This window comes from Nocardia mikamii NBRC 108933, from assembly GCF_001613505.1.
Taxonomy (GTDB): domain Bacteria; phylum Actinomycetota; class Actinomycetes; order Mycobacteriales; family Mycobacteriaceae; genus Nocardia; species Nocardia mikamii.
In genome coordinates, this window is record NZ_BDCM01000013.1 from 627,990 (window position 1) to 644,950 (window position 16,961).

General features: G+C 67.5%; 18 protein-coding genes. 9 read left to right on the forward strand and 9 right to left on the reverse strand.

All coding sequences use genetic code 11. The features are described from left to right. Positions 1-11: 11 nt before the first annotated feature. From NMI01S_RS21085 to NMI01S_RS21110, 6 genes are read right to left on the reverse strand one after another with little or no spacing between them, the layout of a single operon-like run. The gene (locus NMI01S_RS21085; RefSeq protein ID WP_062999637.1) at positions 12-773 is read right to left on the reverse strand and encodes an ABC transporter permease; all 762 of its coding nucleotides are present in this window, start codon (positions 771-773) and stop codon (positions 12-14) included. After that, the gene (locus NMI01S_RS21090; RefSeq protein ID WP_062999638.1) at positions 770-1,759 is read right to left on the reverse strand and encodes an ABC transporter ATP-binding protein; all 990 of its coding nucleotides are present in this window, start codon (positions 1,757-1,759) and stop codon (positions 770-772) included. Before NMI01S_RS21090 ends, NMI01S_RS21085 begins: the two co-directional genes overlap by 4 nt. Before the next feature lie 46 nt (positions 1,760-1,805). Further along, positions 1,806-2,447, reverse strand: coding sequence for a PadR family transcriptional regulator (locus NMI01S_RS21095; protein ID WP_157126285.1), 642 nt, complete (start codon positions 2,445-2,447; stop codon positions 1,806-1,808). A 50-nt stretch (positions 2,448-2,497) separates the two neighbouring features. Further along, positions 2,498-3,760, reverse strand: coding sequence for a glycosyltransferase family 4 protein (locus tag NMI01S_RS21100; RefSeq protein ID WP_036504044.1), 1,263 nt, complete (start codon positions 3,758-3,760; stop codon positions 2,498-2,500). Then, on the reverse strand, positions 3,757-5,328 hold the full coding sequence (locus NMI01S_RS21105) for a 1,4-alpha-glucan branching protein domain-containing protein (RefSeq protein WP_062999641.1): 1,572 nt from the start codon (positions 5,326-5,328) through the stop codon (positions 3,757-3,759). Before NMI01S_RS21105 ends, NMI01S_RS21100 begins: the two co-directional genes overlap by 4 nt. Then, positions 5,325-6,140, reverse strand: coding sequence for a class I SAM-dependent methyltransferase (locus NMI01S_RS21110; RefSeq protein ID WP_062999643.1), 816 nt, complete (start codon positions 6,138-6,140; stop codon positions 5,325-5,327). Before NMI01S_RS21110 ends, NMI01S_RS21105 begins: the two co-directional genes overlap by 4 nt. Before the next feature lie 210 nt (positions 6,141-6,350). Between NMI01S_RS21110 and NMI01S_RS21115 the strand changes: the two genes are divergently transcribed. Together NMI01S_RS21115 and NMI01S_RS21120 are read left to right on the forward strand one after the other, a co-directional pair. Further along, positions 6,351-7,136, forward strand: a complete 786-nt coding sequence (locus tag NMI01S_RS21115) for an electron transfer flavoprotein subunit beta/FixA family protein (protein WP_062999644.1) — start codon at positions 6,351-6,353, stop codon at positions 7,134-7,136. A 41-nt stretch (positions 7,137-7,177) separates the two neighbouring features. After that, on the forward strand, positions 7,178-8,137 hold the full coding sequence (locus tag NMI01S_RS21120) for an electron transfer flavoprotein subunit alpha/FixB family protein (RefSeq protein ID WP_062999646.1): 960 nt from the start codon (positions 7,178-7,180) through the stop codon (positions 8,135-8,137). 81 nt (positions 8,138-8,218) lie between these two features. Here NMI01S_RS21120 and NMI01S_RS21125 read toward each other — a convergent pair whose 3' ends face one another. After that, the gene (locus NMI01S_RS21125) at positions 8,219-8,626 is read right to left on the reverse strand and encodes a DUF1707 domain-containing protein (protein WP_062999648.1); all 408 of its coding nucleotides are present in this window, start codon (positions 8,624-8,626) and stop codon (positions 8,219-8,221) included. Between the two features lie 113 nt (positions 8,627-8,739). Here NMI01S_RS21125 and NMI01S_RS21130 point away from each other — a divergent pair, with 113 nt between their 5' ends. The 5 genes from NMI01S_RS21130 to NMI01S_RS21150 all read left to right on the forward strand — a co-directional run bounded on the left by NMI01S_RS21130 (position 8,740) and on the right by NMI01S_RS21150 (position 12,933). Next, a complete protein-coding gene (locus NMI01S_RS21130; RefSeq protein ID WP_063920799.1) occupies positions 8,740-9,765 on the forward strand; it encodes an aminoglycoside phosphotransferase family protein in 1,026 nt (341 codons plus the stop codon). A 304-nt stretch (positions 9,766-10,069) separates the two neighbouring features. Further along, complete coding sequence (locus NMI01S_RS21135) at positions 10,070-11,536, forward strand: ATP-binding protein (protein WP_245716953.1); 1,467 nt, start codon at positions 10,070-10,072, stop codon at positions 11,534-11,536. After that, positions 11,536-11,964, forward strand: coding sequence for a roadblock/LC7 domain-containing protein (locus NMI01S_RS21140; RefSeq protein WP_051024835.1), 429 nt, complete (start codon positions 11,536-11,538; stop codon positions 11,962-11,964). Before NMI01S_RS21135 ends, NMI01S_RS21140 begins: the two co-directional genes overlap by 1 nt. After that, entirely contained in the window at positions 11,961-12,311 is a 351-nt protein-coding gene (locus NMI01S_RS21145; RefSeq protein WP_039779967.1) for a DUF742 domain-containing protein, read from the forward strand. Before NMI01S_RS21140 ends, NMI01S_RS21145 begins: the two co-directional genes overlap by 4 nt. Next, a complete protein-coding gene (locus tag NMI01S_RS21150) occupies positions 12,286-12,933 on the forward strand; it encodes a GTP-binding protein (RefSeq protein ID WP_083871019.1) in 648 nt (215 codons plus the stop codon). The genes NMI01S_RS21145 and NMI01S_RS21150 overlap by 26 nt, the downstream gene beginning before the upstream one ends. Before the next feature lie 53 nt (positions 12,934-12,986). On the opposite strand, the gene NMI01S_RS21155 is transcribed toward NMI01S_RS21150, so the two are convergent. Continuing rightward, positions 12,987-13,844, reverse strand: a complete 858-nt coding sequence (locus NMI01S_RS21155) for a LysR family transcriptional regulator (protein ID WP_062999981.1) — start codon at positions 13,842-13,844, stop codon at positions 12,987-12,989. A gap of 111 nt (positions 13,845-13,955) precedes the next feature. On the opposite strand from NMI01S_RS21155, the gene NMI01S_RS21160 reads away from it, so the two are divergent. Further along, the gene (locus NMI01S_RS21160; protein WP_062999652.1) at positions 13,956-15,248 is read left to right on the forward strand and encodes an NAD(P)/FAD-dependent oxidoreductase; all 1,293 of its coding nucleotides are present in this window, start codon (positions 13,956-13,958) and stop codon (positions 15,246-15,248) included. 85 nt (positions 15,249-15,333) lie between these two features. Here NMI01S_RS21160 and NMI01S_RS21165 read toward each other — a convergent pair whose 3' ends face one another. Next, the gene (locus NMI01S_RS21165) at positions 15,334-16,038 is read right to left on the reverse strand and encodes an SDR family NAD(P)-dependent oxidoreductase (RefSeq protein ID WP_062999655.1); all 705 of its coding nucleotides are present in this window, start codon (positions 16,036-16,038) and stop codon (positions 15,334-15,336) included. Positions 16,039-16,133: 95 nt separating this feature from the next. Here NMI01S_RS21165 and NMI01S_RS21170 point away from each other — a divergent pair, with 95 nt between their 5' ends. Next, positions 16,134-16,799: a TetR/AcrR family transcriptional regulator gene (locus tag NMI01S_RS21170; RefSeq protein ID WP_062999657.1), complete on the forward strand. Its 666-nt coding sequence runs from the start codon at positions 16,134-16,136 to the stop codon at positions 16,797-16,799. Positions 16,800-16,961: the final 162 nt, after the last annotated feature.

A 16,961-nucleotide genomic window follows, 5' to 3' on the forward strand; every position in this document is an offset into this window, starting at 1 on the left:
TGAGCAGCGGCTCAGGCGTTCTCGCGCGCGAAGCTGCGAGCGCCGACCACCATCAGCAGGACGGCGACCGCCACCGTCAGACCGGTACCCAGATAGACCTCGGTGACCCCGAAATCACCGCGGAACAGTGCCCGCGCGGCCTCGACGGTGTGCTGGAACGGATTGACGTCGGCGATGATCCGCAGCCAGTGCGGCGCCAGGCTCATCGGCAGCAGAATGCCCGACAGCAGCATCAGGGGCACCGAGACACTGTTCAGCACCGATGCCAGCGTGTCCTCCGAACGCGCCCACAGTGCCAGCGCATAGGAGCCCGAGGCCAGCCCGGCCGCCATCACCGAAATCAGCAGTACCGAGGCGATCAGACCGAAAACGTTGGGGCGCAACGAGAACGCCGCCATCGCGACCGCGACCAGGACCAGTGCCTGCACGATCAGCACGACCATGTCCTTGAGCACCCGGCCCACCAGCAGTGCGCCCCGGTTGGCCGGGGTGACGCGCTGGCGTTCGATCACGCCGGCCCGCAGTTCCTGCACCATCGCGAACCCCGCGAACATGGAGCCGAACAGCCCGACCTGAATCACCAATGCCGGCGTCAGCACCTTCCAGGGATCGGTGTCGGCACCCAGCGCGGGTGCGATCGCCTTCACCAGCGGACCGAACAGCACCAGGTACAACACCGGCTGACTCAATCCGATGATCACCCACACCGGATTGCGCAGCTGGGTGCGCAGTTGCGACCAGAACACCAGCCCGGTCTCCCGCAGAAAACTCATCGTCCCTCCCGCAGCGAACGCCCGGTGACGGTGAGGAAGACGTCGTCGAGGCTCGGTCGTTTCACGGTCAGCGCACCGGGCACGATGCCGTGCTCGTCCAGTGCGCGCAGCAGCGGCACGACGGCGGCATCGCCGCGCGCCACCGTCAGATGCACCAGTCCGTCGGCACGCAGTTTGGAGCGCAACTCCAGCACCGAATCGGCGATCTCGATCGCGAGATCGGCTTGCGCCTCGGCGATGTCGAGGCTGATCACATCGCCGGAGATCCGCTGTTTCAGCTCGTCCGGGGTACCGGAGGCGACGATGCCGCCGTGATCCATGACCAGGATCCGGTCGCACAGCGCGTCGGCTTCCTCCAGATAATGCGTGGTGAGCACGATCGTCGTGCCCTCGGACCGCAACCGCCGCACGTGGTCCCAGAGGTTCGCGCGGCTCTGCGGGTCCAGTCCGGTGGTCGGTTCGTCCAGGTAGACCAGCCGCGGCCGATGTACCAGGCCGAGTGCGATATCGACGCGGCGGCGCTGCCCGCCGGACAGTTCGCGGCAGCGGCGACGGCCGAGTCCGTCCAATTCCAGCGTCCGCAGCAGATGTTCGGCGCTCTGCGTGGCCTGCGCCTTGCTCAGCCCGAAAAGCCTTGCCTGCAGGACCAATTGGTCGATCACCAACTCCTCGTCGTTGGTCATACCGCCCTGGGCGACGTACCCGATGCGGGCGCGCACCTCACGCGGGGCTCGGCGCAGATCGGCGTCGGCGATCTGCGCCTGGCCCGCGGTCGGCGCGAGCAGCGTCGCGATCATCCGCAGGGTGGTGGTCTTACCGGCGCCGTTGGGACCCAGCAGTCCCACGATCTCGCCCTCGCGGACCTCGAAGTCCAAGCCGTTCACGGCCTGCACCGGTCCTGATTTCGTCGTGAACGTCCGTGCCAGCCCCCGCAGTCGGATCGCCGAGGTGCGGGTGCGGTCACGAACGGTAGCCGTCGTTTCCATACCGCTCACGGTAGGAACGACGACCCAAATAGTCAAGCTTTACTATTCAGTCTTGATCAATTGCGGCTCCGGCGTCCTGTTGCGGATGGTCGAAGAGGGTGTACGGTGCCGCGGACCAGACGTCGAGTTCGCCGTTCTCGATGCGCCGCAGGGTTTTTCGCGACCACTCCAGGTCCGCACGGGTGTGGGCGGCGGCCAGCGCGATCGCGTCGGCCACGTGATACGGCTCGGTTTCGGTCGGATCGCCGCTGCCGGACAGGATCCGCCGCTCCTCCCGCTCGAAGTAGCCCAGATCGGCCTCGAACTTCAGAATGCGGCTGCGCAACGCCGCGATCACATCGCCGCGCGGCGCGAACGGGAACAACGCCACCGCCGCGTGATACGGATGTTTCGGCTGCTCGGCCGACCACAAACCCTCCCGGATCAGATCGGCGAGCACCTTCTCCCCCTCGGACGTCAGCCGATACGAGGTCCGTTCCGGTCGCGCGCCGTCCTGGCCGACGCCCTCGACGGTGATGAGTCCGTCGCGTTGCAGAGTGTTCAGCGCACCGTAGACCGAGCCGGGTTTGACGTTGGCCCATTCGTCGGCATGCCAGGACAGCAGCTCACGCCGCACGTCGTAGCCGTGCACGGGTTGCAGCAGCCGCACCAGGGCCAGCACTAGCAGTCGAGTCGTCGGAACAGCCATAGGAAAATTCTGCCCCCGCCGCCCGGCGGCCGCCGCCGCGCCCCGGCCGATCACAACGGGTTGTTCGGATCCCGTTCCGGCAGTGGGCGTTCGGTGATCACCGGGCGGCCCAGCGGGTTGCGGACCCGGCGCTTGGCGGCCTGGTAGACCTGAATCGTCTCCGCCGCCACCACATCCCAGGCGAAATCGGCGGTCAGCCGATCGTGGGCCGCGTAGGCGCGCTGCTGCGCCGCGATCGGATCGTCGAGGACGGCCGTCACCGCCTCGACCAGTCCGGTCACGTCCGCCGGTTCGAACGAGGCCCCGGTGACGCCGTCGATCACCAGCTCACCGAGGCCGCCCGCGGTGGAGGTCACCAGCGGCGTTCCGGCCGCCGCGGCCTCCAGGGCGACGATGCCGAACGGCTCGTAGCGACTGGGCAGCACGATCGCGTCGGCGCCGTGCAGCCAGCCCAGCAGTTCCGCGTGGTCCAGGCGGCCGGCGAAATTCACCGCGCGGGCCACCCGATGGACTCGCGCGCGCTCGCGCAACCATTCGAACTGCGTGCCCACACCCGCGATGGTCAGCGTGGCGCCCGGATGCGCGCGCCGGATCCGCGGCAGCGCGGCGATGGCGTCCTGGACGCCCTTCTCGTATTCGAGCCGGCCCACATACAGCAGTCGCGGCGGACCCGACCGCGGCGCCCGATCGCGAAACGTCCACGCCCCCACGTCGATTCCGTTGCGGATCACCGTCACCGGCACCAGTTCGGGACCGTAGAGCTTCTCCACCTCGTCCTGCATCGAGGCCGAACAGGTGATGAGAGCGTCGGATTCGCGAGCCAGCCACCATTCGACCGAATGGACCTGCTTGTTGACGCGGCCCGAGACCCAGCCGCTGTGCCGGCCCGCCTCGGTGGCGTGGATGGTGGAGACGAGCGGCACGTCGTAGTACTCGGCCAGGGCGATGGCCGAATGCGCGACCAGCCAGTCGTGGGCGTGCACCACATCCGGCGTCCAGCCCTCGGCGATACCCGGTTTGCTCAGTGCGATACCGGCGCGGACCATCGCGTGCCCCATGGCCAACGTCCAGGCGAGCATATCCTCGCCGAAGTCGAAGGCGGGCGGATCCTCGGCGACCGCGACCACCAGCACCCGTTCCTCGATGAAGGTGTGGGTGGGATGCGTCGTGGCATCGGTGCCCATCGGCCGGCGCGCGAGAACGACGACCTCGTGACCGGCGGCCGCCAGTTCGACGGCCAGATGATGGACGTGCCGGCCGAGCCCACCGACAACTACCGGTGGGTACTCCCACGACACCATCAAGATCTTCATGCCGGTCCTTCTGTTGCTCCCGCCGAGCCGTGACCGACTGCGGGGATGTCCGTACCGCGTGCGTCGAGTCGTCGCGCGTCGAGAGCGGGGAAGAATCCGTCGGCCGCGTACCATCCTGCCGCCAACTGCCGTGCTTTGGCGAGTTGGCCCGCGGTGACGGCCGCGGCGATCTCGCGGACGGCGTGCGCGTGCTGATGCGCGCGATCGCGGGCGTATCCGGCCGCGGAGTCCTTGCTGACCATGAACGCCCAGTCGCTGGACACGGCCAGAATCGCCTCGCGCAGCAGCTGATCGGCGACCGGATCACGCAGACCGTCGGACTGCGCGGCCATCTTGTCCAGCGTGTCCAGGGCCGCGCGCACGATCTCGGCATTGAGGTCGACCAGGTCGCGGACCTGATCGCCGGCCCACACCCGCCAGTCCTTCCCCGACCCCCACGACGAGTCGGCCAGCTCGACCGGTGCGCCGACGAATCCGTCCGCCCGGGCATCGGCCAGGGTGCCGACGGTGACGCCTGCCTCGGGCAGGGCGCGCAACACCTGTTCCAGCCACTGCGGACCCTCGTGCCACCAGTGGCCGAACAGTTCGGTGTCGAAGGCCGCGACCACCAGCGCCGGCCGGCCGATCCGCTCGGATTCGGTGATCAGCCGCTCGCGCACGGTCGCCACGAAATCGGCGACATCGCGTTCGATCGCCGCCGCGGCGGCCGCGGGATCATAGGGCGCCTTGTCCGGACCGGCGACCTGCTTGCCGGTGACGCGGGCCGGTTTGAGACCGGTCTCGTGGTCGTAGTGGTGGAAGTCGCGGTAGTGAGCCTGGCCCGGGTAGCCCGATTTCGGCGACCACACCCGATAGCTGACCTGCAGATCCCGCCCGAACGCGACCACATCGCTGTCCCACACGGGCCGGCCCAGGGTGGTGTCGCCGCGCAGCGCCGGACCGTCGACCATGAAATGCGTCACACCCGCCGCGGCATAGCCCTGTTCCATCCCCGGGGTGAAGCCACATTCGGGCGCCCAGATCCCCGCCGGGGTGCGCCCCCAGCGATGCCGTGCATCGGCCAGACCTTCGCGCAACTGGAAGTCGCGCAGGCGTGCATCCAGCAGTGGCTGGAACGGATGCGCGAGCGGACCGCCCAGCAGTTCGATCGCCTCGGCCTCGATCAGCTCCCGCCACACCGGCGAACCGCCGTGCCGCCACCGCTGTTCGAAATCGGCGAGCGCCTCGGCGGCCAGTGCATGTTCGTAGCCGCCCAGTTCGCGCTTGCCGGCCATCGACGCCTCGTCGGCACGCATCTGCCAGTTTCCCAGCCAGTGGTGCATGGCCGCCAGCGCGTGCGGGTCGTCGAGCTGCGCGGCCAGCACCGGCGTGATGCCGAAGCTGAGCAGATGCGAACGTCCTTCCGCGGCAAGGGTTCTCAATACCCGGGCGACGGGCAGATAGGACGCCGCCCACGATTGATACAGCCATTCCTCACCCACGGGCCAGCGTCCGTGATGCAACAGCCAGGGCAGATGGGAATGCAGGACCAGGCTGAACCGGCCCGGCACCGCCCGCGAATCGCTCACGGCTTCACCGCGACGGCGACCAGATCGAGGCTGGCATCGATATCCGGATCCCACGCCGGGACGACCGACCCGGGTGCGGGGCGCAATTCGAAATCGCCGGTGCGCACACCGGCCACCGCCGCGGTGAGTTCGGCGGGCCAGGGTTCACCGGCCAGCGCCCGTTCGATCTGCGCGTCGATGAACGAGCCGCCCCACTGTTCGTCGAGGGCGACCAGCGCCGGGCCGTGATGGACACCGGCCATCACGTCGACGCGGAATCCGGCCTGCTCCAGCAGTTCCGCCAGTTCGGCGGCGTTCAGTTCGCGAGTGTGAAAGGGGTTCAACGGCGTATCGCGACCGGGCGAGAAGGTGATCCGGTTCGGCGTGCTGATCAGCAACTGCCCGCCGGGACGCAACACCCGCAGGCATTCACGCAGGAATTGCCCCTGATCCCAGAGATGTTCGATGACCTGGAAGTTCACCACCACGTCTACCGAGGCGTCGTCGAGCGGCAGGTCGGCGAGATTGCCCTGGATCATCTCGACCCGGGGGTAGGCCGCACGCACGTGTTCCACCGCGCTGGTGTCGTAGTCCAGCCCGATCACCCGGGTGGCGACGTCGGCGATCATGTTCGCGCCGTAGCCCTCGCCGGAACCCGCCTCCAGAACCGTTGCCCCGCCGCAGCGTTCGAGCAGGCGCGCGTAGACGATCTCGTGTCGGCGGAACCAGTAGTTCTCCTCCGCGATACCCGGCACGGTCCGTTCGCCGGTCAGTGGCAGCGACTCCACCCCGGCAGACTCCCCGCTCACCGGGGAGACGACAGCCTCACTCATTGGGACGAGGTTAGCGGTTGCCTGTATCACACCGGCGCCCGGACCGGCCATGGAGAACATCACACCCTAAGTTACCCGTGAGTAACTTAATGTAGGGTAATCTCCCGGACGGAGCTTTAGATGTGACGGAGCTTTTCACGTGGACGTACGGCCACCCGATCGTGCGACCCCACCTCACGTGCCACCAGAACAGGAGGTCGACGAAGACCAATGCCGAACATCGTCGTACTGATCAAGCAGGTTCCCGACACCTGGTCCGAGCGCAAGCTCAGCGATGGTGACTACACCCTCGACCGGGAGGCCGCCGACGCGATCCTGGACGAGATCAACGAGCGTGCCGTCGAAGAGGCTCTGCTGATCAAGGAAGCCCAGGGCGGCGAGGTCACCGTGCTCGCCATGGGTCCCGAGCGTGCCACCGAGGCCATCCGCAAGGCGCTGTCCATGGGTGCCGACAAGGCCATCCACGTCAAGGACGAGGCCATCCACGGTTCCGACGCCGTGCAGACCGCGTGGGTGCTCGCCGGTGCGCTGGGCCAGATCGAAGGCATCGAGCTCGTCATCGCCGGTAACGAGGCCACCGACGGCCGCGCCGGCGCCGTGCCGGCCATCATCGCCGAGTACCTGGGCATCCCGCAGCTCACCCACCTGCGCAAGCTGACCGTCGACGGCGACAAGATCTCCGGCGAGCGCGAGACCGACGAGGGCGTGTTCAAACTCGAGGCGAACCTGCCCGCCATCGTCTCGGTCACCGAGAAGATCAACGAACCCCGCTTCCCCTCCTTCAAGGGCATCATGGCCGCGAAGAAGAAGGAAGTGCAGACGTTCACCCTGGCCGACCTGGGCATCGACCCGTCGACCGTCGGCGTGGGCAATGCGGGAACGGGTGTCACCGCTGTTACTCCCAAGCCGCCGCGCACCGCGGGCGAGAAGGTCGTCGACGAGGGCGAGGGCGGCAACCAGGTCGCGCAGTACCTCATCGGCCAGAAGATCATCTGAGCCCACCGAGCGCAATCACCACAGACTTCAGGAGAACCAACATGGCAGAAGTACTCGTGCTCGTCGAGCACGCCGAAGGGGCCCCCAAGAAGGTCACCACCGAACTCCTCACCGCCGCCCGCACGCTGGGCACCCCGGCCGCGGTCGTGCTGGGTGCGCCCGGCACCGCCGACAAGCTGGCCGACGCGCTGACCTCGGCCGGTGCCGAGAAGATCTACGTCGCCGAGTCCGACGACGTCGAGGGCTTCCTGGTCACCCCGAAGGTCGACGTGCTGGCCGGTCTGGTCGAGTCGGCGTCGCCGGCCGCCGTCCTGGTCGCCGCCTCCGCCGAGGGCAAGGAGGTGTCGGGTCGCCTGGCCGCCCGCATCGGCTCGGGCCTGCTGGTGGACGTCATCGACGTCAAGGACGACGGCACCGCCGTGCACTCCATCTTCGGTGGCGCGTTCACCGTGGACGCCAAGGCCACCGGCGACGTGCCGGTGATCTCGGTGCGCCCGGGCGCGATCGAGGCGGCCCCGCAGGCCGGCGCCGGCGAGAAGGTCACCGTCGAGGTTCCGGCTCAGGAAGAGGGCGTCACCAAGGTGACCTCCCGCGAGCCCGTCGTCGGTGGCGACCGTCCGGAACTCACCGAGGCCACCATCGTGGTCTCCGGTGGCCGCGGCGTCGGCAGCGAGGACAACTTCCACAAGGTCGTCGAGCCGCTGGCCGACGCGCTGGGTGCCGCGGTCGGCGCCTCGCGTGCCGCCGTCGACTCGGGCTACTACCCGGGCCAGTTCCAGGTCGGCCAGACCGGTAAGACCGTGTCGCCGCAGCTGTATGTGGCCCTGGGCATCTCGGGCGCGATCCAGCACCGCGCCGGCATGCAGACCTCGAAGACCATCGTCGCCGTCAACAAGGACGAAGAAGCGCCGATCTTCGAGATCAGCGACTACGGCATCGTGGGCGACCTGTTCAACGTCGCGCCGCAGCTGACCGAGGCGGTCAAGACCCACAAGGGCTGATCGAGACCCCTGCAGGGAGTACGGCTCGCCGAATCGGTACCTCGCGGTATCGGTTCGGCGAGCCGTCTGCGTTCGCGCGGTTCAGTCCAGCGGACGCGGCGCCTGGTTCCTGCCGACGGTGATGCCGATGACGGTCGGTATGCACAGCGCGAGCCCCCACGGCACCTCGACCCAGAACGGCCAGAAGTAGCCGGCGCCGGTGGCCAGCCAGATCACGACGCACAGGATGTTGACGAAGACCCAAGGGGTCCACATGATCAGCACCCAGGGCGGCACCCGCCCGGCGCGGGCGGCGTCCGGCCGCTCCCGTACCGCCGGCAGATCCGACAGGATCGGCGACAACTCCCCGTAGGTGCGCGCGGCATAGACCTGCTGGACCCGGTCGTCGAATTCGGCGAGATTCAATCGCCCCTCGTCCATCGCCGAGCGCAATCGCTCGACGATCTTCTCCCGGTCCGCGTCCGAGGCCCGCACGTGCTCGTTTCCCACGGGCCAAGCCTAGAGGCGACCCTCGCCACGCGCCGGGGAACATCACCCGGAACCCCTACGGGCAGGCGGTAATCCGCTTGCGCTCCCCCGCCGCGCTCGACCAGGCTGAGGCGGTGCCGACTCCGACCGGACCGCCGATCGCGCTCCCACCCGAGGTCGTCGAGACCGTCACCACGGTCTTCGGCGCGCGCGGCCGGACCTGGCTCGCCGAACTCCCCGCGCGCGTCGAGACTCTGTGCGCGCTCTGGCAACTGACGTTGCTCGGCTCCGCGTTCGCCGGTGGCACCCATTCCTATGCCGCTCCCGTCCGCCGCGCCGACGATTCGGTGGCGGTGCTGAAGATTCCGGTGGTCGACGAGGAGAACGTGGGTGAGGCGGCCGGGTTGTACTGCTACGACGGCGACGGGGCGGTCCGCCTGCACGCCTACGATCCCGGCAGCGGCGCCCTGCTGCTGGAGTGGGCGCGGCCGGGTACGCCACTGCTGGCGCAGCCCGGATTCCCCAGCCTGGAAGGTCTGTCGGAACATGCGGACAAAGTCGATCTGGCCTGCCGCTTGTATCGGCGTCTGCGCCGCCCGCCCGTCGCGCTTCCCGACGGCTATCCGGACATTCCCACCGTTTCCGCCCTGGTCGCCGACTGGACGGTCCGCTTCGGACGGCCGAAACCCGAACTGACCCACGCCGTTCCGTCCACCCTGCTGGACGCCGCGGTGGCTCGATGCGCCGAACTGTCCCGGCCGCACGAACCGCTGGTCGTCGTCAATCGCGATACCCACCTGGGCAATATCGTTGCCGCCGAACGGGAGCCGTGGCTGCTGATCGACCCGAAACCGTATCTCGGCGAGGCCGCATTCGATATCGGCTTCCTGATCATGATTCGGATTCAGCGCTTGCCGACCGCCGAGCACGCGAAACGAATGGTCACCGCCACCGCCGCGGCCACCGGCGTCGACCCCGGGCGAGCATGGCGGTGGGCGTTTCTGCGGGCGATGGAGGAAATAACCTGGGCCGTCGATGATCACGCACCCGAAGACCTGCGGTTACACCTCGCCGTCGCCACCGCGCTGCACGCCGTCGCGGCGTCTTTCGAGGTGAATCGAGGCCCGGCGAACCCGCCGAGTCCGAAACACCGGCGATGAACATATTCCCTACCGAGCCGTAGATAACGAATCGGTCGCTGCCACCCGGAATTGCTGCTATCTTTGCTGTCGTCGGGTGCTGGGGCCGATCGGGATCCTCCGCCGGTAAGTCGATGGTGAATTCGCCTGTCCGGTAAGCGCTTCGAGGTCCCATTCAGGTTAGGTGCAGTATCATCCTGCCTGCCGCGTTCCCGCCGTCCGACCTGAGTGTTATCCCGGCCGCGTCGTTCGCGGTCGTCGAGTAGGGAAGGACGAAGCGGCCGGAAATCCGGCACCGAGGGAACTGATGAATCAAGCTACCGCCGTGACTCTTTCGTGGATCCTCGCCGCAATTCTGATACTGACGATCGCGGGAGCTCTGTATGCCGCGTATTACGCGTCGCAGCAGCGCGCCCGCGCCCGCAGTGCCGAGGCGGAATTGCGCGCCCACGAGGACGAGCTCGAACATTTCACGAGCACCACAATGGGTTTGGTGGCCGACTCGGTGCGCCGCGCCGAATCGACGGTCGAATTGCCCGCGATCGACCGCGGCGGTTCTCGCTTCGCCCAGCTGCTGCAGCGGCTGACCGAGCGTTACGCCGACGACCTGCACCGAGTGGCCGCCGAAACCCATGAACGCACCAGCCATGAGCTGGATTACGAGAAGCAGCAGGCGATCTCCGCCACCGAGGCCAGCATCCGCGAACAGGTCGAGAACGCCTCCCGCGAGGCGACCAGCGCCGCGGTGCGCGCGTTCGGCACCTCCGTGGTCAGCCTGGGCGCCGACGTCGGCCAGGTGGTGAGCGCCGCACTGCGCCAGCACCGCGGTGACGACGTCTACGAGACGCTGATCCGCATCGACCACAGCGTCCAGCAGATGATCCGCCAGGCGCAGTCGTACGTGATCGTCTGCGGTGGTCTGCCCGGCCGCCGCTGGCCGCAGCAGTCGCTGACCGACATCGTCGGCGGCGCGATCGGCCGTGTCCGCGACTTCACCCGGATCCGGCCGCAGCAGCTCGACCGGGTGATCATCAGCCGTGCGGTCGAACCGCTGGTGCACACGCTGGCCACGCTGCTGGACAACGCGCTGCGGTACTCGCCGCCGACCTCGTTCGTGGACGTCACCTTCCAGGAAGGCCACCACGGCCTGACGGTGATCATCGACGACGCCGGTGTGCGGATGAACCCCGAGCAGATGGAAGAGGCCCGCCAGGTCCTCGCCGGCGAGCGCACCGTCGACATCCACCAGCTGGGCCCGACCCCGCGGGTGGGTTTCCCGGGCATCGCCGCGCTGGCCCGCCGCTACGGCTTCACCGTGTACATCGACGGACCCAATATCTACGGTGGTATGCGCGCGATGGTCTACGTACCCGAGGGACTGCTGGCCGCGCGGCCCGACAACCTCGAAAGCGTCACGGCTCCACCGATTTCCACACCGATCGAGGTCGCCCCGGTGCCCGCCGCGGTCGCGAGCGGCAACGCCGCCCCCGCCCCGGTGAGCCTCGCCGCGGCACCGGCCGCCCCGGTCGCCGAGGCCGAACCGCTGCCGGCCGCGGACCCGACACCGACCGGTCAGTCGTCCACGGTGCACGAGATCACGCCGGGCGGGCTGCCGCGCCGGCGGCGGCGCAGCGTGGCCTTGCCCGCCTCCGCCCGCGGGCCCCGCACCGATACCGGACAGCCGCATACCGATACCGGCCTGCCCCGCGTCGATATCGCCGAAGCCTGGCAGACCGGTTCCACCAGCGGACGTGCAGCCGCACATGACAACTCCGAAGGGATGACATCCTGATGGCCACACCCGGCACCACTGTGACCGACGGCGACAACAAGCTGTCGTGGATGCTCGAGGATCTGACCGTTCCCGGCGTCCGATTCGCCGTACTACTGTCCGAAGACGGCCTGCGCATCGCCCATGTCGGCGCCATCTCCCTCGACGACGCCGAACGCTTCGCCGCGGCGGCCTCCGGCCTCAGATCCCTGGGCAAGGCCCTCAGCGAATTCTGTGGCCCCGCGAATACGGTGCGGCAGAACATGACCGAGTACGACGAGGGCATGATCTTCATCACCGCAGCCGGTGAGGGCGCCCTGATCGGCGTCTCGACCATGCCCGACGTCGATGTCAGCATGGTCGCGCACCGGATGAACGAACTCGCCGTCAGAGTCGGCCGCGAACTCGGCAGCCTGCCCCGCCACAGGCCCGGTAGCGATCGGGCATGAGCAAGCACCGGCGCGATCCCGACCTGGTCCGTGCCTACGTACGCACGGGCGGACGTACCCGTGCGAGTCGTTCGGTCGACCTGGTGACACTTGTTGTGGCAGCACAGGATCCGACGCCCGGTGCCAGTCCGGACGCGCGCCGGGTTTTGAACGTCTGCAGTCGGCACGCTGCACTGTCGCTCGCCGAGGTGGCCGCATATCTCGACCTGCCGCCCTCGGTAGTGAAGATCGTGGTATCGGACCTGCTCGACAGCGGCCATCTGGTCAACCCGACCCCGGCGGATCATGTGCCGGAGGTCGCCCTGCTCGAGGAGGTACTGAATGGGCTCCGCGCTCTCGCCGTCTGAGCGCCCGACTGCCCTGTCCGAACGACCAGCCGCTGTGACCGACCGTACGGTCGACTATGTACCGGAAACGGTCACGCGGTCGGTGAAGCTGTTGGTAGCAGGCAATTTCGGCGTCGGTAAGACCACGTTCGTCAGCAGCGTCTCGGAGATCCGTCCGCTGCGCACGGAGGAGACCATTACCGAGGCCAGCGTCGGTATCGACGATATGGCCGGACTGCCGGGCAAGCAGACCACCACGGTGGCCATGGATTTCGGGCGCATCACGCTCAATCCGCAACTGGCGCTGTATCTGTTCGGTACACCGGGGCAGCGCCGATTCCTGCCGTTGTGGGAGGAGCTGGCCAACGGCGCACTCGGTGCGCTGGTGCTGGTCGACACCCGCCGCATCGACAAGGCCGACGAGGTGCTGTCCATCCTCGAGGAACGCGGCGTGCCGTATTCCGTGGCCATCAACGAGTTCGACGGTGCGCATCGCTTCCCGCTCAGCGAGATCCGCGATGCGCTCGATCTGGAACCGGGCACCCCGCTCACCGCGCTGGACGCCCGCGACCGCGGCACCTGCCTGCGTTCGCTGATCACGCTGGTGGAATTCCTGTTCCACCGGCTCGAACCGCGGTCCTGAACGTTTCCGACCCGAGCAACGCCGCACCGGCTTCCGGTGCGGCGTTGCTCATCTCAGGAGCTGTGCAGGGCGGCCAGCAGGGTGACCAGGATGGGTGAGCGCCGGATATCGCTGCGGAGCACGGCCGATACCGGAATGCGCAGCGGCCGGCCCGCGAGTTTCAGGGTGGCGATACCTTCGGTGGCACTGTCGGCGTACAGGATGGTCCAGGCGTCCGGCCGGTTGATCAATTCCATCGTCGCGGTGTGGTCCGGGGGGATCGGCGGACCGTAGCTGGGCCGGGTCGGCAGTTCGGCGAACGCGTGCCGGACGACGTTGTGCAGAAGCACCTGTTCCGCTTCCGGGGGCAGCAGGAGCGGATATTTCCCCAACTCGGCCAATGTCACATCACCGCGGCCGGCCAACGGGTGAGCGGTGGAAGCGGCGATGACGAGGTCCTCCACCCACAGCTGTTCGACGGTGAGACCGGGCTGTTCGACACTGCCCCTGATGAGAGCAAGATCACAATCACCGTCTGCGACGGCAGCGATGCGCTGCCGGAAAGGCTTGATCACGAACTCGATTTCGGCACCCGGATGCGCTTCGCGTGCTCCGGCTATCGCCGATAGCGATCTTGTTGCGAAAGACATGTTCGCCGCCAGGCGAATGCGTGGCCCCGAGTCGCGTACAGCTGCGCGAATAGCGGATTCGAGGCTCAGCATTTGTTTCGCAAGGGGAAGTAGCCGAATAGTTGCCTCAGTCGGAACAACGGAGCGCGTAGAGCGTTCGAAGAGCTGAACACCAAGATCATGTTCGAGCCGCGCGATTTGATGACTGATAGCCGATTGCGATATGAAGCAGCGCACAGCGGCGCGACTGAAGCTCAACTCCTCGCATACCGCGACGAAGTAGGTGAGCTGACGCAGTTCCATCAAGATCTCCATTCATGAATGATCTAGATAAGAGTCATCAATATTATGCGCCCTGACCCCCGAAACATCCAGCCTATGAATCGCGTTTACTCATGACAGAAGGAGGCTGTCATGCAACACGTGGATGCGGGAATCGAAACCACCGATGTGGTCATCGTGGGTTCGGGGTTCGGCGGGCTCGCCGCCGCGAAGCAGCTCAGCAAATCGGGAATCAATTACGTGCTCATCTCGGCGACACCGGAACACCTGTTCCAGCCGCTGCTCTATCAGGTAGCGACGGGTGTGCTCCCGTCCACCGATATCGCCCCGCCGATCGCGCAGATCCTGCGTCGGCACAAGGGCTCGGATGTACGACTGGGCAAGGTCGTCGATATCGACGCCGATGCCGCCGTACTCACCTACGACACCGAGCAGGGACAGCGCAAGATTCGCTACGGCTCGCTGATCGCGGCCACCGGGGCCACTCAATCGTATTTCGGCCGCGACGATTTCGCGGAGAAGACGTTCTCGCTCAAGACCATCGACGATGCCAAACTGCTGCGGGCACAGATCGAGCGCGTGTTCGCCGAAGCGGCGAAGGCCGATCCGGAAACCCGTGAACGGCTGCTGAGCTTCGTCGTCGTCGGCGCGGGCCCGACCGGCGTCGAGGTGGCCGGCCAGCTCAAGGAGCTCGCGAAACGCCACTACCACCAGGAAATCTCGGTAACCCTGGTCGAGGGCGCCGGCGCGGTGTTGCCGCCGTTCGGCGGCAGCCTGTCGGAGTATGCGCGCACCTCGTTGAGCCGCAACGGGGTCGAGGTCCTCCTGGACACCTTCGTCACCGATATCGAAGCGGGCAAGGTAACCGTGAAGACCAAGGACGGTGTCGAACGCGGTATCGGCGCCGAGACCGTGGTGTGGTCGGCGGGTGTGGCGGCCGGCGGATTCGCCACGCTGCTGGCCGAGGCCACCGGCTGCGAAACCGACCGCGCCGGACGGCTTCTCATCAACCCGGACTGCACGGTGGGCGGGCACGCCGATATCTACGCCATCGGCGATATGACCTCGCTGAACGGTTATCCGGGCCAGTCGCCGACCGCCATGCAGGAGGGCCGCCACGTCGCCGACATCATCCGCCGCAAGAAGCAGCCCGGCACACCGTTCGTGTACTGGGACAAGGGCTCGATGGCGGTGATCAGCCGGTTCAGCGCGGTCACCAAGCTCAACGACCGCGTCAAGTTCACCGGCACCATCGCCTGGGCCACCTGGCTCGCCGTCCACCTGTTCTATCTGGTGGGCTTCCGCAACCGCTTCGTCGCGGTCCTGTCCTGGCTGGTGGCATTCATCGGCACGGGCCGCCCGGGCTTCGACGAGAGCGACAAGCCGCGGGCGACGACGGTACCCGAGCACCGGCAAGCGGCTTAGCGTCATTCCCACCGAGTATTCCCACCGAAGTTCCCCCTTCCGGCCCGCGACGACGATGCGGGCCGGAACACACGGCGCCGGAGTCTCAGGCCGCCCGCTCGACTTCCGCGTCGGTGGTGGCCATGGCGAACAGATCCTCGGCGAGGGCATCGGGATGTACGCGCCGAATGTCGTTGGGTTCCACCGTGGCGAAACGGCCGGAATCGAACAGCTGTTGCGCCGCGCTGTTTTCGATGAGGCGGGTGATGAGCAGAGCGCCCACCCGCACGCCGCTCGGGCGGACCTGCTGGTCGACCGAGTGCAGATAGTTGAGCAAGGCCGACTGCGGCACGCTCGAACTGGCCAGCGCCGCTTGTGGTTCGCGCACCGATCCCCCCTGAGCGATGAGAACGGCGCCGGAGCCGCGGGCCGTCATCGCGGGCAGTAGCGCGTGCATGATGCGCACCGGCGTGGTGAGGTTGATCGGCAGCCAGCTGCGCAAGGTGTCCGCGTCCAGCGACAACGCATCCACCGGTAGCCGGCTCACATCACCCGGGCTGTAGATCACGACGTCCGCCAGCCCGTGCGCCGCCCGCAATTCGGCGAGCGCGTGGTCGACCCGGGCGTCGTCGGCGAGGTCGGCGAGTAGCACGTCCACCTCGATCTCCTCGGCCGCGAGCCGTGCCCGCAGCCGTTCGAGCGTCTCGGGGTTGCGCCCGATCAACGTCACCGAATAGCCCGCACGGCCGAAACGCAGCGCCGCCGACAATCCGAGCGCGGGACCCGCACCGAACACAGCCAGATGTGGCATGACCGAACCTCCATAATATGAGTGGGCACTCAATTTGAGTCCCATCTCAAGTTAAGGTCAAGTCGAGTGGGTTTTCAAGTTGTTAATGTGAGGTCATGGCCGAGAAAGTGGCGAGTACCCGGGATGCGACGGTCGGCGCGCGTCCGCGGCGTCGTGACGCCCGGGACAATCGGGCCAAGATCGCCGCGGCGGCCCGGCGGCGGTTCACGGCCGAGGGCCTCGACGCCTCACTGAATCAGATCGCGCGCGACGCCGGAGTCAGCATCGGCACGCTCTACAACCACTTCCCCACCCGCGAAGCGTTGATCGACGATGCGCTCCTGGACCTGGTCGTGGCGTCGGGCCGCAGCGCGGAGGAGGCACTGCGGGCCGCCGACCCCTGGACGGGCCTGGTCGACCATCTGACGACGCTGGCGCAGTGGCAGGCCAACGATCGCGGCTTCACCGATATCTGCGTGTACTCGCTGCCCGCCGACAGTCCGATCGAGGTGGCAAAACATCGGGGCCACACGCTGTTCCGGCAACTGGTGGCCCGGGCGCAGGAGGCCGGGCAGCTGCGCGGCGACGTCACCGAAACCGATCTCGGTCTCCTGCTGTGGTCGGTGGTGCGCGCGACCGACGGCGTGCGCGACGTCGCACCCGAGGCGTGGCGCCGGCATCTGACGGTCCTGCTCGACGGCTTACGCGCCGAGGCCGCCCATCCCCTGCCGGGCAGCGCGCTCGACCCCGAACAGGTCCGCGCGGCAATGACTCTCGGCTGAATGATTCTCGGCTGAATACCCCCGGACAGAGCAGTCCCCGGTAGTCTCCGTCGATGCCTGAACTTCAGTCGTCGCTGATCGTTCGGGATGTTCGACTGGCTTGCCGGGGGCCTGGCCAGATCCTGGAAACCATCTCGTTGGTCGGTCGACGTCTCAACCGAC

What these genes read in the sequence shown, in the direction of transcription:
- NMI01S_RS21090 (WP_062999638.1), bottom strand. Translation starts at nt 1,759, where the DNA reads ATGGAAACGACGGCTACCGTTCGTGACCGCACCCGCACCTCGGCGATC.
- NMI01S_RS21170 (WP_062999657.1), top strand. Translation starts at nt 16,134, where the DNA reads ATGGCCGAGAAAGTGGCGAGTACCCGGGATGCGACGGTCGGCGCGCGT.
- NMI01S_RS21100 (WP_036504044.1), bottom strand. Translation starts at nt 3,760, where the DNA reads ATGAAGATCTTGATGGTGTCGTGGGAGTACCCACCGGTAGTTGTCGGT.
- NMI01S_RS21155 (WP_062999981.1), bottom strand. Translation starts at nt 13,844, where the DNA reads ATGGAACTGCGTCAGCTCACCTACTTCGTCGCGGTATGCGAGGAGTTG.
- NMI01S_RS21110 (WP_062999643.1), bottom strand. Translation starts at nt 6,140, where the DNA reads ATGAGTGAGGCTGTCGTCTCCCCGGTGAGCGGGGAGTCTGCCGGGGTG.
- NMI01S_RS21160 (WP_062999652.1), top strand. Translation starts at nt 13,956, where the DNA reads ATGCAACACGTGGATGCGGGAATCGAAACCACCGATGTGGTCATCGTG.
- NMI01S_RS21150 (WP_083871019.1), top strand. Translation starts at nt 12,286, where the DNA reads ATGGGCTCCGCGCTCTCGCCGTCTGAGCGCCCGACTGCCCTGTCCGAA.
- NMI01S_RS21145 (WP_039779967.1), top strand. Translation starts at nt 11,961, where the DNA reads ATGAGCAAGCACCGGCGCGATCCCGACCTGGTCCGTGCCTACGTACGC.
- NMI01S_RS21115 (WP_062999644.1), top strand. Translation starts at nt 6,351, where the DNA reads ATGCCGAACATCGTCGTACTGATCAAGCAGGTTCCCGACACCTGGTCC.
- NMI01S_RS21085 (WP_062999637.1), bottom strand. Translation starts at nt 773, where the DNA reads ATGAGTTTTCTGCGGGAGACCGGGCTGGTGTTCTGGTCGCAACTGCGC.
- NMI01S_RS21095 (WP_157126285.1), bottom strand. Translation starts at nt 2,447, where the DNA reads ATGGCTGTTCCGACGACTCGACTGCTAGTGCTGGCCCTGGTGCGGCTG.
- NMI01S_RS21165 (WP_062999655.1), bottom strand. Translation starts at nt 16,038, where the DNA reads ATGCCACATCTGGCTGTGTTCGGTGCGGGTCCCGCGCTCGGATTGTCG.
- NMI01S_RS21120 (WP_062999646.1), top strand. Translation starts at nt 7,178, where the DNA reads ATGGCAGAAGTACTCGTGCTCGTCGAGCACGCCGAAGGGGCCCCCAAG.
- NMI01S_RS21140 (WP_051024835.1), top strand. Translation starts at nt 11,536, where the DNA reads ATGGCCACACCCGGCACCACTGTGACCGACGGCGACAACAAGCTGTCG.